The sequence below is a fragment of the Shewanella profunda genome (genome assembly GCF_023283765.1).
Classification (GTDB): domain Bacteria; phylum Pseudomonadota; class Gammaproteobacteria; order Enterobacterales; family Shewanellaceae; genus Shewanella; species Shewanella profunda.
Window position 1 is genome coordinate 66,611 of sequence record NZ_JAKILG010000002.1, and the last position, 15,850, is coordinate 82,460.

Sequence of the window (15,850 nt, forward strand, 5' to 3'; positions counted from 1 at the left end):
ATCAATTTAAGTAACTGTGAATACTGCCGACATAAGACTAACAGCACGATACTAAATAAGCATCAGAAAAGAACCCTCATATGAGTTTAGATAACCATAGTGCGCTCATTGAACAGCTAAAGCCGCTGCTTATGGAACCTAACTTCCATGAGATTTTTCAACAACTGACGATTGATGAGACCAATTCGACACGTTTTCTACTAAAAATGGAACTCAATCGTTTAGCTTCGCCTTGCACACGTATTATCGATCTTAGGGATAAATCTGAGCTTCCCTGTACTGAATCCATGCTCGGCCAACAACGCCACTTCTTAGATGAGCCCGCCAAACACAGTCTTCACGAAGCAATGTCACTCTACCGTAATCAATATACTTTAGGTGTGTATGAATATGTTATCGCGGCTCACCAACAACGTCGTCAAAAATTACGTCAAGGTATACAACAAACTGATGCAATAGAGTCCGAACCTTTTATGGTGCCAGGCGTGGTATTAGGGAGTTATTTCAATCGCACTGAAGAACGGATGAATTACAGCATTCGTATCACAGTCTCACAATCGGGACGCGGAGAAATGCCAGGCATCACCGCCGATCTCTCCGTCAATGGCGCTCGAATTCGACTCGCGGCTAATCATTCATTTGACCTTGATAAACCATTAAAAGTAAAACTGCTTGAGCTTAGCGAAGAATATTATTACCCCGATCTGCAACTCGGTGTCGACTACGAAATCGTCGATAGCCAAACGAATGGCGAGTTTATTTGGTTAAGGCTTAAACGTATTAGTGGCAGTGAAGCCCTAGGCGAAATGCTCGGTAATTTAATCAGAGGCTATAAACTACGTTATAAAGTCGATGTAAATGATGTACTCGTTACCGCTTCAGGACTTGGGTTTGAGCGTCATTATTTGCCACATTTACCGCATCTATCGCTCTATTTCAATACCCAAACCCAAGGTTTGAGCCATATGCTGCTCAGCCGTGATAACCAACAAATAGTGCATTATTTTCAGGATGAGAATGATGTAAGCCAATTACCGGCAATGCTGACGCAAACGAGGCTATCCGCATTACTCAATCATCCTGAAGATCCAGACCATGGGTTGTTTTTTAGCTTTACTTATAACGCTCAGGGGTGCTTATGCTTTTATTCCGCAACCCTAGCAGAGCTAAAAGCTAAGGGCATGATGCCATTATTTTTAGGCTTTGCATCGACTAAACCTAGCTGGCGGATCTTTAAGCTCACCCAAGATAAAATCTACCATGATAAAGGTTACCGCCGCGCCACGTTACCGGGGGATGAGGCTAAATACAGTCCCCTAGTCGAACAACAATTGGCTCAATTCAGTCATTTACTACAACTTATTGATCTTACAAATGAAGACGTAAGAGAATCCTATAAAGCCTGGCAAGACAATAGTAATGCTAATACGCTGAAAACCTTTGCCCAACAAAAACTAACAACACACTCCATTAAACCGATTTCAATGCAGTTTAGTGAACGTCGGCAGGAAGCCCGTTTTGCCTTTAAAACGTTAGTCAATGTCTCCCAAGGTGAGCTTAAAGCAGCGGGGATTAGTTTAGATATTTCCAGTAGAGGTATGCAGTTAACCCTAGATAATCCAACCGAGTTCTCGTCGAATAAACCTTTGATGCTCAGCTTTCCAAAGTTACAAACTATTGCAGGTAAAACCCAACTGGATCACCTCCCCTATCGTTTAGTTAGAACGCGCAAAAATGGTGTCACCTTACATTTAACCGCTGTTATGGGTCACACCCCCCATGTGGGAGTCGAGTTTTTAAATAAACTCATTGCCCATAATAAGGAAAAGCTCGAACAACTCACACAGAACGATAGCGAAGTAAAAGAGCTTGCCGATGGCTTAAAAAACATTCTGTTACGTGACCTACATTCAGTGCCCTATTTTGTCGAAAAAACAACTAAATCAGCCCAAATCGCCTGCCTTGGTGTTAGCACTCAACAGGATGATATCTGTGATATTTTTGCGGCTGGCACCTTTGATACACTGCAATACAATTTGGGGCCATTGCTCAAGGATGGCATCTTTAAGCGAGATATTCTCGATCCTATACGCCAAATGAAACCCCAACAAGATATGGATTTTATTGAAGTATTTATCCAGCTTACACGTCAATCCCGGGGGCAGATTCACCTAAAATGTGTACTGGCGAGTGAAATATCGAATACCCAAGCTAAACTCACGTTTATTCATCAGAGTAAAATTGCGGGACGATTTATGGCGCTACGTATCTACCGCGGTGCAACGGAAAAACCCGATATGAGCTATCTACGCCGCGAGCTTGAATATATTAATATTCATGCTAATCACAAGGCGAAACAGCTTGAAGAACAGCTATGGCGTATTATTGGCGTGGGAGAATTATTGGATATAACCCAAGAAGTGGAACTTAGATATCCTGCACTGCATCAAAAACAGTCTTAATTGGCGCAGTGCTACCAACTATCAATAGTGGCATTATTAATCCTTTAACACGCAAAGATCAAAAGCCAAATACCAGTCACGGATCAATGGAAAATGATCACTTGCCGCATCTAAATGGGTCAACATCTCCGCGTGCCCATAATCCTGCTTAAAACCGTTCGCTTTCGATAACAAGGTAAATTTAACCCGTTTGAACCCACATTCGGTAATCATATCGGCGACATCTTCTGGATGACCTAGTACAGTGTCATTTTGCCCCGCAATAAACCAAGCTTTTGGCCATTGAGTATCGGCTGCCGCCTTTGCATAATCAAATCTATCATCATGATCGCACCATTCACCCCGCACCCAATCAATACTTTGAGTTAATGATGCACGGCTTTCATTATCCATACCAACGCGCAATTTATCCGCCGCAAGGTAACCTTGGCCCATCGCTAAACTGGGAGCGAGTCGATTCCAAAATACATCGACCATCAACCATTTTTTAAAGGATTTCACTCGGATAGTACGCTTGCTGCCAAAGGTGAGTAGTGAGCGGACACTTAGCTGCAATTCTGGATAGCGCGCAAGACTGCTCGCCATCAACACGCCGCCCCAAGAATGAGCGCACCAATGCACTTGCGATGGCGCAGTAACGGCAAGCCCTTGGCAAGTAGTTTGATGTAAATCCAAGATAAACTGCTGTACTAAGGGGATCTGCTCGCGAATAACTTCTCCCTGTCCTAGGGTAAAACCCCGGGTGATCTTGGGAATACTTAGCCCTCTTCCAGCAGTATCAAGCACATAAACGACAAAACCAGCCTTAGCTAGAAAACACCCGAGACCACGACCACTTTGGCTATAAAATACCCTGCCATTAGACATAGCACCGTGAAGCATCAAGATCGGCGTTTTTGAGAAATTGGCCTGAGCGGGTAACAATTGACGCAGATGTAACTGTCCATCCCGATAGGGAATATAGAGTGAAGTCTGTGAAATGGCCGAAGTCGCACCAGAAATAAGCTGAGTCAAAATAAGTCGCTGGCAGTTTATTAAGTAGAACTAAACTACCAGTTCACATTCAAAAAACAAGAGTCATTACTCTAACCCCTGTTTTAATATTGATTAATACCAATAAATGGACAACCTAGTTTTGTAATAAGTAAGGTAACACCCGCAAGTCGAGGTGGCGAATATGGGCGTCCGCTGCTGCAGCTAACTTAGGTTTAGCATGGAATGCAATGCCAAAATCTGCCGCTTTGACCATAGGAATATCGTTGGCACCATCACCAATAGCCACTCTTTGGCCCTTAGGGATATTCCACTGCGCGCTGCAACGCTCTACTACATCAGCCTTAAATTGTGCATCAACAACCTTACCTGTCACAGTGCCCGCCAGTTTACCGTCAATAATGACTAACTCATTGGCAAAGGCTGCATCTAAGTTCAATAGCTGCTTTAAATGCCCCACAAAGGGCGTAAAGCCACCCGAAGCCACTACTAGGTGCCAATGATGCAACTTAAGCTCAGCAAGCATGGGTTCAAGCCCAGGCATTAAAGGTAATTTTTTACACAGAGTGGCAATAATACTGGCATCGGCTCCCTTAAGTTGAGCGACTCGTTGGCGTAAACTCTGCTCAAAATCGAGTTCGCCCTGCATGGCTCTTTCGGTTATCGCCGCCACTTGCTCCCCAACTCCGGCCATAGCCGCTAATTCGTCGATGCATTCGATTTGAATCGCAGTTGAATCCATATCCATCACAAGTAACCCTGGCACACTCAATTTGGGCAACTCGGTATTAAAAATATGCAATTCAGCCCAAGCATGGGGGAAAGTCGCTAACAGCTCGGGCGATGGCTCAAGGGGTAAAGCAAGTTCAACACAATGCAAAGCCACTTGGCGTTTGATTGACGCAATATAAACATGGGGTAATTTGAATGTTCTAGCTAACGTTAACAACCACTCAGCGAGGGATTTCTGTGCACTTATCTCTTGATAAATCACCCTAATACGTACAAGCGTTCCCAATGGTGGAGTCTCAGACTCTTGATAAGCCTCAAAGGTATACCCTTGATATTCAAACCGTGGCGAAGGGCTAGCCGCTAACCATAAAAAAAGCGCATCTTGGTTCAAGCTTTCCATAGGACTCGTGTTCTCCAACTATCGGGCTTACTCATAATCAATTATGATTAGGTAAGCGCTCTAAATGTTAAGGGTCAAAGTGTTATATCTTAAAGGGCTTAAGAAAAGCCATAAAATCAGTAGACTACTCCAAATCGCCATCGCCTTGACCTTGATGGTGGGCTTAGTGCAATTGTGGCAGACAAGCCTACTACAAGGTCAGTTGCTTCTAAAGTCCCAAACTCAAAAGATGGCCAGATTACTGGTTCAGCAAACCGCTTACAGCGCGGCCCCTGCACTACAACTGCAAAATGATGAACAATTGCAATGGCTAGCGAGTGCACTCGTCGAAGATCCTAAGGTCATGTCGGCAGCGATATTCAGTGATCAAGGGATTCGGTTATCCTTTGCCCAAAGCATTACCAAAGAAGTTTTAGATCCTGACTCAAAGGATATGGATCAACTCCTCAGCAAATATCCTCCCTATGTGGAACCCGTGCTTCAGGAAGGCAAAAACCTAGGTTATGTCGAAGTTAGACTCGATACCAAACTGTTTTTTAACGAAATTAAAGAAGCGCATAATTTAAACATGGAGCAGCAACAAATTATGCTGCTGGTTGCTGGCTTAATTGGCATGCTACTATCCCGCGCCCTTTCTTTTAAACGCGCTGACTTTGATCGCCGCCGTACCCGCGTCAAATTGCGCCAAACCCCTAAGAAAAATAAGACAGTAAAACCAGCGGGATCGCCCAACGCTGAATTAATAGCATCTGGGACTCAAGATGATGCGAATAAGAACATTGAACAGAGTATCAGGGATCATGCAAAAGCGAGCCCAATAAAAGCCGGTACTCCGATTAACCAAGTTAAGGCTGAAGATAAATCCAAGCTAAAAGACATTGGTGATAGTGAAATAAAGAGCGAGCAGAATACCATCCACTTAACAGAACTGGTTCAACCAGCTAAAAAGCCACAATTAAAGTCTAATGTAAGCCTTTCAAAAAACGAGACTAAACCAAAAGCTAACCCTGAACCGACCAGCGTAGCAATAACGCTAACAATCAAACCTAAAGTAAAAATGGTGCGCCGAGTTAACACCACAGCTAAAACTGACGTGGAGAAAACAGCACAATCCAGCGATCTCGACACAGATTCAACGGGCTAATATCAATTAGCTCAATTCAATAAACTCACTCTGACGAGTGAAGTTATTGACTTGTCCCATAAAAAAGGGTTCGCACTGCGAACCCTTTTTCAATCGAGAGCAACAATTACAACGTAATAGCAGCGTCTAATGTCATGATGATCATGTCGTTGAATGTAGTTTGACGTTCTTCTGCAGAGGTTTTTTCACCAGTACGGATGTGATCAGATACAGTCACAACACAGAGTGCACGGGCGCCAAACTCATGGGCAACACCGTACAAACCAGCCGCTTCCATTTCCACGCCTAGTACACCCATTTTCTCCATTACGTCAAACATTTGTGGATCGGGTGTGTAAAATAAATCGGCAGAGAATACATTACCTACACGGATTTTTGTACCTTTTACTTTAGCTGACTCGATAACCGCATTCATCAGCTCATAGTCAGCGATAGCGGCAAAATCTTGGCCTTTAAAACGTAAACGGTTCACCTGTGAATCAGTACATGCACCCATACCGATAATGACATCGCGAACTTTAACGTCTGTGCTAATCGCACCACAAGTACCAACACGGATTAGGTTTTTAACGCCATAATCACGAATTAATTCAGTTGCATAGATAGAGCATGAAGGAATACCCATGCCTGAACCCATTACTGAAATACGCTTACCTTTATAAGTACCAGTAAAACCTAGCATGTTTCGAACATCATTCACTTGCTCAACATTTTCTAAGAATGTTTCAGCAATATATTTTGCACGTAATGGATCGCCAGGAAACAAAACTGTCTCAGCGAATGCGCCCTCTACAGCATTAATGTGTGGTGTTGCCATCGAAATAACCCCTGTTTATTTTATTAAGACTTAAGTCTTTGTTTACTGGCGGCCCAATGTCAGCCGCCAAATCGATATCTTGTATGTTTAATTAGATAAACGACTCGCCATAGGCCATTGGCTCAAGTTTAAAGTGGCTGGCAATTGATTGGCCTATATCGGCAAAGCTGTTACGACGACCGAGTGACCCCGCTTTTAACCCAGCGCCATAGGCCAATACAGGCACATACTCACGGGTGTGGTCAGTACCTTGCCATGTTGGATCACAGCCATGATCCGCGGTTAAGATAAGTAGATCGTCTTCACCCAGCAAGGCGAGCATTTCAGGTAGACGAGCATCGAAATACTCCAGTCCTTTAGCGTAACCTGCCACATCGCGGCGATGGCCGTAATGGGAGTCAAAATCAACGAAGTTAGTAAACACTATAGTGTTATCGCCCGCAGATTTCACTTCCGCTAACGTCTCATCAAAGAGATCCTCAAGACCGTTAGCTTTGACTTTTTTAGTAATACCACAGTAAGCGTAGATGTCGGCAATCTTACCCACACTCACCACTTCACCACCGGCAGCTTTCAGTTTGTCTAAAACGGTTTTTGCTGGCGGCTCTAATGAATAGTCTTTGCGATTTCCGGTGCGGGCAAAATCGCTTGGACCTGTACCGTCGAAGGGACGAGCGATCACACGACCAATGTTGTAAGGCTCTAGTTCTTCACGGGTAATTTCACAAAGGCGATAAAGATTTTCTAAACCGAAAGTCCCTTCGTGACAGGCAATTTGGAATACGGAGTCCGCCGAGGTATAGAAAATAGGCTTGCCAGAACGCATATGTTCTTCACCTAGCTCTTCTAAAATCGTCGTTCCTGAAGCATGACAGTTACCCAAAAAGCCATCAAGCCCAGCTCTTTCTAAGATCTTATCCGTCAGTTCTTTGGGGAATGAATTTTGATGTTCACTAAAATAGCCCCACTCGAACAGTACAGGCACACCCGCCATTTCCCAATGACCACTCGGAGTATCTTTACCCGAACTCAACTCTTGAGCATGACCATAGGCACCGATGAGTTCAACATCATCACCAAAGCCCGGCGCAAAAGCACCCGTACTTTCCATCGCAGCATGACCTAAACCTAAACGGGCTAAGTTAGGTAACTTCAGCGGACCTTCACGGCCAATATCAGCTTTACCTTCGGCACACGCCTTAGCAATATGTCCAAAAGTATCTGAACCCACATCTCCAAACTTGGCAGCATCACTCGCAGCACCAACGCCAAAGGAGTCCAACATCATAATAATGGTACGTTTCATAATTCTTCCTTAAAGATCCGACGCACGAATATAAGCGTAGATCTCAGGTGTTTTTTCTGGAGCAGTTTCACCTATGTGAATCGCTTTTTTCACCGCATTTTCAGCTTCTGTAAAGGCCGCTTCAGATTGTGCATGGATCACGGCAATCGGTGTTGACGAATCAATTTTATCGCCAAGAGCACACACTTGGGTTAGACCTACACTATAGTCTAGTGCATCACCGGGTTTTCGGCGGCCACCACCTAAGGTTACTACGGCCAAACCAAGCTCACGGGTATCCATGCTATAGGCATAACCTTTGGCATCGGCAAACACGGGGCGAATGATTTGCGATTGCGGCAAGTATTTACTGTAGTTTTCAACAAAATCAACTGGTCCTCCAAGACCCGATACCATCTTGCCAAAAATTTCAGCAGCGCGGCCGTTATCCAAAACACGATTGAGTTTTGCACGAGCGTCTACTTCATTGCTCGCCAAGCCACCTAGCAACAGCATCTCTGCACAGAGGCCCATAGTGACTTCATATAAACGCGGATTACGATAAGCGCCCGTTAAAAAGTCGATAGCCTCTTTTACCTCAACCGCATTACCCGCACAGGACGCAAGTACTTGGTTCATATCGGTAAGCAAAGCAGTGGTTTTAGTACCTGCACCATTGGCAACGGCAGCAATACTGCGGGCTAACTCCTCAGAGGCTTCGTAGGTTGGCATAAAGGCGCCGCTACCGACTTTTACGTCCATTGCTAGCGCATCTAAATTACAGGCTAATTTCTTAGACAGAATCGAAGCTGTGATGAGGGAAATGGATTCAACGGTTGCGGTATTATCACGGATAGAATAGAAGCGTTTATCGGCAGGAACGAGATCGCCTGTTTGACCAATAATGGCAACGCCAACTTCTTTAACAACTTTACGGAAGAGTTCGCTTGATGGCTCAGTTTGATAACCAGGAATGGCATCAAACTTATCAAGGGTGCCGCCCGTATGACCTAGGCCACGCCCAGAAATCATAGGAACATAACCACCACAAGCCGCGGCCATAGGGCCAAGCATTAAGCTAATCACATCGCCAACGCCGCCAGTGCTGTGTTTGTCAATCACAGGACCGTTAAGCCCTAATGATTGCCAATTAAGTACAGTGCCAGAATCGCGCATGGCTGTGGTTAAAGCGATTCTTTCATCCATATTCATGTCATTAAAGTACACCGCCATGCCTAATGCTGCGATCTGACCTTCAGACACTGAATTAGTGGTAATGCCCTTAACGAAGAATTGTATCTCTTCGGAACTTAACGCCAAACCATTACGTTTTTTACGAATAATCTCTTGAGCTAGAAACATGATACTGCCTCCAAGATAGGCACCAGTATACTGTCGCTGGTGCTTACCTTTGCAATGAAACATCAAAACTGTAGCAATATTACAAGTTCATGCTATCCAAGTTTTGATGTCCCCAACTAGATTTAGGTCACACTTAATTAGATTCGATATGCGCTTTTAGTATTAATCAGCGACGAATCGCCATTAATAGCCTTGAGTAGGCTTAGGCGCATCGGCTAATTCTAATGTGTGCAATAAGCTATTAAGTAAGCTTGATGCTCCAAATCTAAAGGTGCGAGGCGACACCCAGTTCGCGCCTAAAATACGCTCAGCAACACCTAAAAACTCCGCAGCTTGCGCAGCATCACGCACACCACCCGCAGGCTTGAAGCCCACTTTAGTGTTCTTCTCACTGATCACCGTTAGCATGATCTCAGCTGCTTCGAGCGTTGCATTAACAGGTACTTTACCAGTAGAGGTTTTAATAAAGTCGGCACCCGCATCGATTGAAAGCTCAGAAGCACGACGAATAAGTGCTGGATCGGCTAATACGCCAGATTCAATAATGACTTTCAGTAATACTTCACCGCAGGCTTCTTTACAGGCTTTAACTAATTCAAACCCAATAGTTTCATTGCCTTCCATCAGCGCACGGTATGGGAATACGACGTCAACTTCATCGGCGCCATAAGCAACTGCTGCACGGGTTTCTAGTACGGCAATAGCAATATCATCGTTACCGTGTGGGAAATTAGTGACAGTGGCGATTTGGATATCTTCAGCGCCAATTTCATCTAAGGTCTTACGTGCGATAGGTATAAAACGTGGATAAATACAAATAGCGGCAGTGTTGCCTGCAGCAGTTTTCGCTTTGTAACACAGTTCGATGACTTTCTGATCGGTATCGTCATCATTCAATGTGGTTAAGTCCATTAACTCAATGGCGCGTTGTGCAGCTTTTTTTAAATCAGTCATAATAGCTCTCCAAAAGAAAAATAAATCAATAGAAATCAGTCGCATAAAGCAACGCTTAGAAGTGGCATTATTGTGATTATTTTTATGGCCGGGCCTTCAGGCGATGCCGAGTAATTTGCTTATACAAACTACCTTGTTGTTAGGTATTCAATCTTGCCTATGCATGACACATACGCATCCTGACACTTAAATGACATATAAGTGGTCACGACTTGAATCCTTGAAGACCGGAAGAGAGGATACGAATAAAACCTTGTTCCTACTTTTCCGCGAAAAATCCATTTTAGCGCGAGAAAAACACAAACCTTTATATAAACACACTGCTCAGATATTGAATGGGTTTAGATAAAGATTCATGACAAACTAAATGTGGAGCCGCGTATTGCGGCTCCAGCGGCAATTACAAGAGATTAGAACTTGTAAGTTGCTGACAGGTAGTGTGACCAACCTGTTGATTCTAGAGCAAGTGCACCAGCACCATCTTCTAACAGGTAAACGTCTTTGAAGCCTTTCAGGCCATAGCCCAGAGCATAACGATCTGAGTGCCAGTATAGACCGAAGAAGATGTTACCACCGTTAGAGGTTTTTGGTACAAAAGCAGTTTTGTCTTCGTCAGCACCAAATTGGTAATCAACATAACCTTGGAATGCTATGAAGCTCTTATTGTCGAAGAAATAGAAAGGCTTGAACCAGTTAGCAGAGAACTGGTAACCATTCCACTCTTTAGCATTCATGTCATAGAAACCATATAGGTTCATACCTGTTTTGCCTAACCATGGTACCATTACGTCAGCGCCCACACCCCAGAAAGTAGAGTTAACGCCTTCACCGTTTAGGCCATCCCAGTTAAACAGGGTAGAAAAGTAAACTTCTTCTACAGGACCGAAAGATAAATCTTTACCTGTTAGCGCATCGATAGAAACACGTGGTGCAAACTTCATGAATAGTTTGCTAGTGCCAGAACCTGGGTTCTTGTCACCATCGTTTGTGCTTTCGTTTGCTAAGTTGAAAATATCAACATAACCGTATAGATCGAATATGCCAGAACGGCCGCCAAATTCCATTTCTAAGTAGTTGTGCTGATCGCCAGAAGCTGGGTTATCTGGTTTTTCACCGATAGAGTACATAGCGTTGAACTGCACCCACTTGTAGTCACTACCGTGAAGGTCTGTACGATCCGCTGCAAATGCATTACCAGAGATTGCTGCTACTGCGGTAGCGGCTAAAGCTAAAGTTTTAACGTTTTTCATCATCAACCCCATTTATCTTGTTTGCTACCATCGAGGGTAGCGTTCTTTTTGTGGCGCTCGCATTTTACCTCGATTAAAAAAAATCTCAATAATCTAGCGTAAAATCACGAACACAAAATCTTTAATTGTGAACAAAGTCGCGACCTGTATATCACGGTTAATTAACTTAACCATGAGTTCACGACATTTATAACAGAATAACAACTAGAGTTTAGATGTATTCTGGCTATTGCAATCGGAGAAAATATTCACTACTGGAAAATGGTTGAATTAACTTGGATCCTGCCCTGCAATGGTCAGGACCCAGTTAGTGGGGTTTCCCCCAACTGCCGCTCATTAACTTAGATAGCTAAGAATAAGCCCGCAAGAGTTGCGCTCATTAAGTTAGCTAAAGAGCCTGCGATAACCGCACGTATACCCATTTTAGCTAAATCATGACGACGGTTAGGAGCCATAGCACCTAAACCACCAAGTAGAATCGCGATTGAAGACAAGTTAGCGAAACCACACAGAGCGAAGGAAATAATCGCTTTCGTTCTGTCAGTCATTGCTAAACCAGTTTCAGCAACAACTAGGCCACCATCAGCGATGTCTTTTAAGTATGGAGCAAAGTTTAAGTAAGCTACGAATTCGTTAACAACGATCTTTTGACCGATGAAAGAACCCGCGACTAATGCTTCGTTCCAAGGCACACCGATTAAGAATGCTAAAGGCATGAAAATGTAGCCAAGGATCAGTTCAAGTGTTAACCCTTCAACACCAAACCAGCCACCCACACCACCGATAATGCCATTGACCATAGCGATCAAACCAACGAAGGCTAACAGCATTGCGCCTACGTTCAGCGCTAGGTGCATACCAGATGAAGCACCTGCAGCAGCCGCATCTAATACGTTAGCTGGCTTGTCAGGATCTTCTGGCAATTCATCCATATCGTTCTTAGCAGCTTCAGTTTCTGGGTGCATCAGTTTAGCCATTAATAGGCCACCTGGTGCTGCCATGAATGAAGCGGCAACTAAGTATTCGATAGGCACACCCATCTGTGCATAACCAGCTAATACTGAACCTGCAATAGAGGCTAGACCACCAACCATGATCGCAAACAGTTCAGACTGCGTCATAGTTGGAATAAATGGACGAACCACTAAAGGCGCTTCAGTTTGACCTACGAAAATGTTAGCAGTTGCTGACATTGACTCAGTACGGCTTGTACCTAATGCTTTTTGTAGCCCACCACCGATAATACGGATGATCCACTGCATAACACCTAGGTAGTACAGTACAGCGATCAGAGAAGAGAAGAACACGATAACTGGCAATACGTTAACGGCAAAAATAAAGCCAAGCTTGAAGTTAGCTAAATCGCCGAACAGGAAGCTAATACCGTTTTGTGCATAACCAATAACGCTAGATACGGCGTCAGATACACTTTTCAGAATATCTTTACCAACGGGAACATACAGAACAAAACCACCGAAGGCGGCTTGAATGGCTAACGCACCACCCACTGTACGTAAATTAATTGCTTTTTTGTTATTCGATAGGAGGAAACCTATCGCAAGTAGGGTGACCACCCCTACTAAACTCATTAATATATTCATTAACCATCACCCTATTGTTAACAATTTTTAATTATGTTGTTAATCAACCTATTTCCGAGTCAGATTATACCCGAGGAAAAGTCGAAAATCGTCGTTTTGATCAAATTTTTGGAGTTTAATTTCAATCGCTTAGTGCCGAATGCTGGTGCGACATACATCTGTTTAATTAAAAATAACTAAAGGTCAAATAGTTGCATAGCATTCAACATCAAGTGTTCTGATATTAGAACACTTGATTTTTTTTGCAAATTGGCAATTTTGTCTATAAAAAGAACAGCGTTAGCGGGCTGGTTACGTTTTTCAGTAACATTTATAGGGGGCATTGAGGGTGAGTCTGTCTCAAGTAGGAAGTTTTCGAGAGGAAGTTCACATACAGTTTTGATCAATTTTTTGGCATTCGGGTTCATAATCAAACCACCAATTCCCAGCTTATAACCTAATTTAATATACTCGAGGGCAATTTCTGGACTGCCAGAAAAGGCATGTATTACGCCACCTCGAGGCAATTGATACTTTTTCAAACAGCTCAATACTTCAGAGTGAGCTTTCACACTATGGATAATGACGGGGAGATTAACTGTTTTTGCCAGCCGTAATTGTGCTTCGAAACAAGCCCGTTGTTGCGGCCAAGTTGCAGAGTAGAGTTTATCTAAACCACACTCTCCAATAGCCACAAATCGAGAACACTCAAGCAACACTGATATCTGAGAGGTTAATGCTTGGATCGCCGCTTCGACATCCTGTGGGCAAAACCAAGGGTGAATGCCCAACGCAAAATAAGCTTCATATTGCTGTGCAACGGCGAGTTGTTTTTGCCAATGTGAGGGAGAAACACCAGGAATAATCAGGTTTGTTATCCCAGCTTGATGCATCTTAAGCACGACATCACTTCGGTCTGCATCAAACTCGGCAAAGTCCAAATGTGCATGGGTATCTAGCACACAAAATACCTCATTCAGACGTTTTATCAATTGGCGACGAAACCACCTTTTCTTGCGTCAAAGAGTGAGAACGCTTTGAAACTAACGGAGGATCTTCAAGCCGCGGCATACAACAACGACGATTCTCAGGTGTTAATCCCATCCGATCGCACCACCGAATGTAAGCCTGCCATGATGTTGTGATCCAATTAGCCATAACTCGCACCCCAAAAAGTAAATTAGATACAAAAATGGCGGTAAATTACCGCCATTTTAACAACTATAGTCACCCTAACAGAATTAATGCTCGCGGGTTTTCGCAAACTCAATATCAGGATATCTTTCCATCGAAAGATTAAGATTAACCATAGTTGGTGCAATATAAGTCAAGTTATCGCCGCCATCGAGCGCCAAGTTTTGGCTACACTTACGGCGGAACTCTTCTAGCTTACGCTCATCCTTACAATAAACCCAGCGGGCAGTCGACACGCTAATGCCTTCATAAATAGCTTCGACGTTATATTCGCTCTTCAAACGCCCCACAACCACTTCAAACTGCAGCACACCAACGGCACCGACAATTAAATCATTGGTATCAATTGGGCGGAACACTTGTACAGCTCCTTCTTCAGATAACTGTACTAAGCCTTTAAGCAACTGCTTTTGTTTAAGCGGATCGCGCAGACGAATACGACGGAACATCTCAGGGGCAAAGTTAGGCACACCAGTGAAACGGAATTTTTCACCTTGGGTAAAAGTATCGCCGATACGAATGGTGCCATGGTTATGTAAGCCAATGATATCGCCGGGATATGCCTCTTCAGCACGCTCACGGTCACCCGCCATAAAGGTCAAGGCATCACTGACGTTAACATCTTTACCAATACGGACATGGTGCATCTTCATGCCCTGCTCATAACGACCAGAACAGACACGCATAAAAGCGACACGGTCACGGTGTTTTGGATCCATGTTTGCTTGGATCTTGAACACAAAGCCAGTGAACTTTTCTTCATCAGGCATAATCACTCGGGTATCACTTTCGCGCGGTAATGGCTTAGGTGCCCACTCAACGATTCCGTCAAGAATATGATCCACACCGAAGTTACCCAATGCAGTACCAAAAAAGACCGGAGTTAACTCACCTTTCAAGAAAGCAGCATGGTCAAACTCATTCGATGCGCCGCGCACTAATTCCATCTCATTACGCAAATCGGCCGCATAACTGCCAAGCGCCTTATCCACATCAGGATTATTAATGCCTTCAATCACACGACGCTCTTGGATCGTATGACCCATACCACCTTGATACAACACCACTTCATCACGCAGTATGTGGTAAATGCCTTTGAATTCTTTACCCGAACCTATAGGCCAAGTGATAGGGGCGCAGGCGATATTCAGCACATTTTCGACTTCATCCATCAGATCGATAGGATCACGGATATCGCGGTCGAGTTTGTTCATAAAGGTCACGATCGGCGTATCACGTAAACGAGTCACTTCCATCAACTTGATCGTACGGTCTTCAACCCCCTTTGCAGAGTCGATCACCATTAGACATGAGTCAACGGCCGTCAGAGTACGATAAGTATCTTCGGAGAAGTCTTCGTGGCCCGGCGTATCAAGTAGGTTAACGAGGGCGCCACCATAGGGAAATTGCATTACAGACGTAGTAATCGAAATACCACGGTCTTTCTCCATTTCCATCCAGTCAGATTTTGCGTGCTGACCCGATTTTTTACCTTTAACGGTACCCGCTTTTTGCAAAGCGTTGCCGAATAGCAGCACTTTTTCGGTAATGGTTGTTTTACCCGCGTCGGGGTGCGATATAATCGCGAAGGTGCGACGTTTATCCACCTCTACTTTATTGCCTGACATATTAACCTATGCACTAGTATCGCTAAAAAGGCGCAAATTATAGCGCCTC

The 15,850-nt window shown here is 44.1% G+C and carries 13 protein-coding genes; 2 read left to right on the forward strand and 11 right to left on the reverse strand.

Going from position 1 to position 15,850, the window contains the following annotated elements; translation table 11 throughout:
* Positions 1–80: 80 nt before the first annotated feature.
* On the forward strand, positions 81–2,462 hold the full coding sequence (locus L2744_RS01335; protein WP_248990360.1) for a PilZ domain-containing protein: 2,382 nt from the start codon (positions 81–83) through the stop codon (positions 2,460–2,462).
* Positions 2,463–2,498: 36 nt separating this feature from the next.
* Here the strand turns inward: L2744_RS01335 and L2744_RS01340 are convergent, their stop codons facing one another.
* Positions 2,499–3,476 (reverse strand): alpha/beta fold hydrolase, encoded by a 978-nt coding sequence (locus L2744_RS01340; RefSeq protein ID WP_248990361.1) that lies wholly within the window; start codon positions 3,474–3,476, stop codon positions 2,499–2,501.
* A gap of 115 nt (positions 3,477–3,591) precedes the next feature.
* Positions 3,592–4,587 carry a phosphoserine phosphatase SerB gene (gene serB / locus L2744_RS01345; protein WP_248990362.1) on the reverse strand — a complete coding sequence of 332 codons (996 nt, stop codon included), beginning with the start codon at positions 4,585–4,587 and terminating at the stop codon, positions 3,592–3,594.
* A 79-nt stretch (positions 4,588–4,666) separates the two neighbouring features.
* On the opposite strand from serB, the gene L2744_RS01350 reads away from it, so the two are divergent.
* On the forward strand, positions 4,667–5,731 hold the full coding sequence (locus L2744_RS01350) for a YtjB family periplasmic protein (RefSeq protein WP_376711922.1): 1,065 nt from the start codon (positions 4,667–4,669) through the stop codon (positions 5,729–5,731).
* 106 nt (positions 5,732–5,837) lie between these two features.
* On the opposite strand, the gene deoD is transcribed toward L2744_RS01350, so the two are convergent.
* The 9 genes from deoD to prfC all read right to left on the reverse strand — a co-directional run bounded on the left by deoD (position 5,838) and on the right by prfC (position 15,801).
* Positions 5,838–6,548 carry a purine-nucleoside phosphorylase gene (deoD, locus tag L2744_RS01355; protein ID WP_248990364.1) on the reverse strand — a complete coding sequence of 237 codons (711 nt, stop codon included), beginning with the start codon at positions 6,546–6,548 and terminating at the stop codon, positions 5,838–5,840.
* A 91-nt stretch (positions 6,549–6,639) separates the two neighbouring features.
* Positions 6,640–7,854, reverse strand: coding sequence for a phosphopentomutase (locus L2744_RS01360; RefSeq protein WP_248990365.1), 1,215 nt, complete (start codon positions 7,852–7,854; stop codon positions 6,640–6,642).
* 9 nt (positions 7,855–7,863) lie between these two features.
* Positions 7,864–9,195, reverse strand: coding sequence for a thymidine phosphorylase (deoA, locus tag L2744_RS01365; RefSeq protein WP_248990366.1), 1,332 nt, complete (start codon positions 9,193–9,195; stop codon positions 7,864–7,866).
* Positions 9,196–9,378: 183 nt separating this feature from the next.
* On the reverse strand, positions 9,379–10,149 hold the full coding sequence (deoC, locus tag L2744_RS01370; RefSeq protein WP_248990367.1) for a deoxyribose-phosphate aldolase: 771 nt from the start codon (positions 10,147–10,149) through the stop codon (positions 9,379–9,381).
* A 410-nt stretch (positions 10,150–10,559) separates the two neighbouring features.
* Entirely contained in the window at positions 10,560–11,399 is an 840-nt protein-coding gene (locus L2744_RS01375; RefSeq protein WP_248990368.1) for a nucleoside-specific channel-forming Tsx family protein, read from the reverse strand.
* A gap of 341 nt (positions 11,400–11,740) precedes the next feature.
* On the reverse strand, positions 11,741–13,000 hold the full coding sequence (locus L2744_RS01380; RefSeq protein WP_248990369.1) for a NupC/NupG family nucleoside CNT transporter: 1,260 nt from the start codon (positions 12,998–13,000) through the stop codon (positions 11,741–11,743).
* Positions 13,001–13,176: 176 nt separating this feature from the next.
* The gene (locus L2744_RS01385) at positions 13,177–13,941 is read right to left on the reverse strand and encodes a TatD family hydrolase (RefSeq protein WP_248990370.1); all 765 of its coding nucleotides are present in this window, start codon (positions 13,939–13,941) and stop codon (positions 13,177–13,179) included.
* A 10-nt stretch (positions 13,942–13,951) separates the two neighbouring features.
* A complete protein-coding gene (locus tag L2744_RS21780) occupies positions 13,952–14,137 on the reverse strand; it encodes a DUF5363 family protein (RefSeq protein ID WP_312018316.1) in 186 nt (61 codons plus the stop codon).
* 83 nt (positions 14,138–14,220) lie between these two features.
* Positions 14,221–15,801, reverse strand: a complete 1,581-nt coding sequence (gene prfC / locus L2744_RS01390) for a peptide chain release factor 3 (protein ID WP_248990371.1) — start codon at positions 15,799–15,801, stop codon at positions 14,221–14,223.
* Between the last annotated feature and the right edge of the window lie 49 nt (positions 15,802–15,850).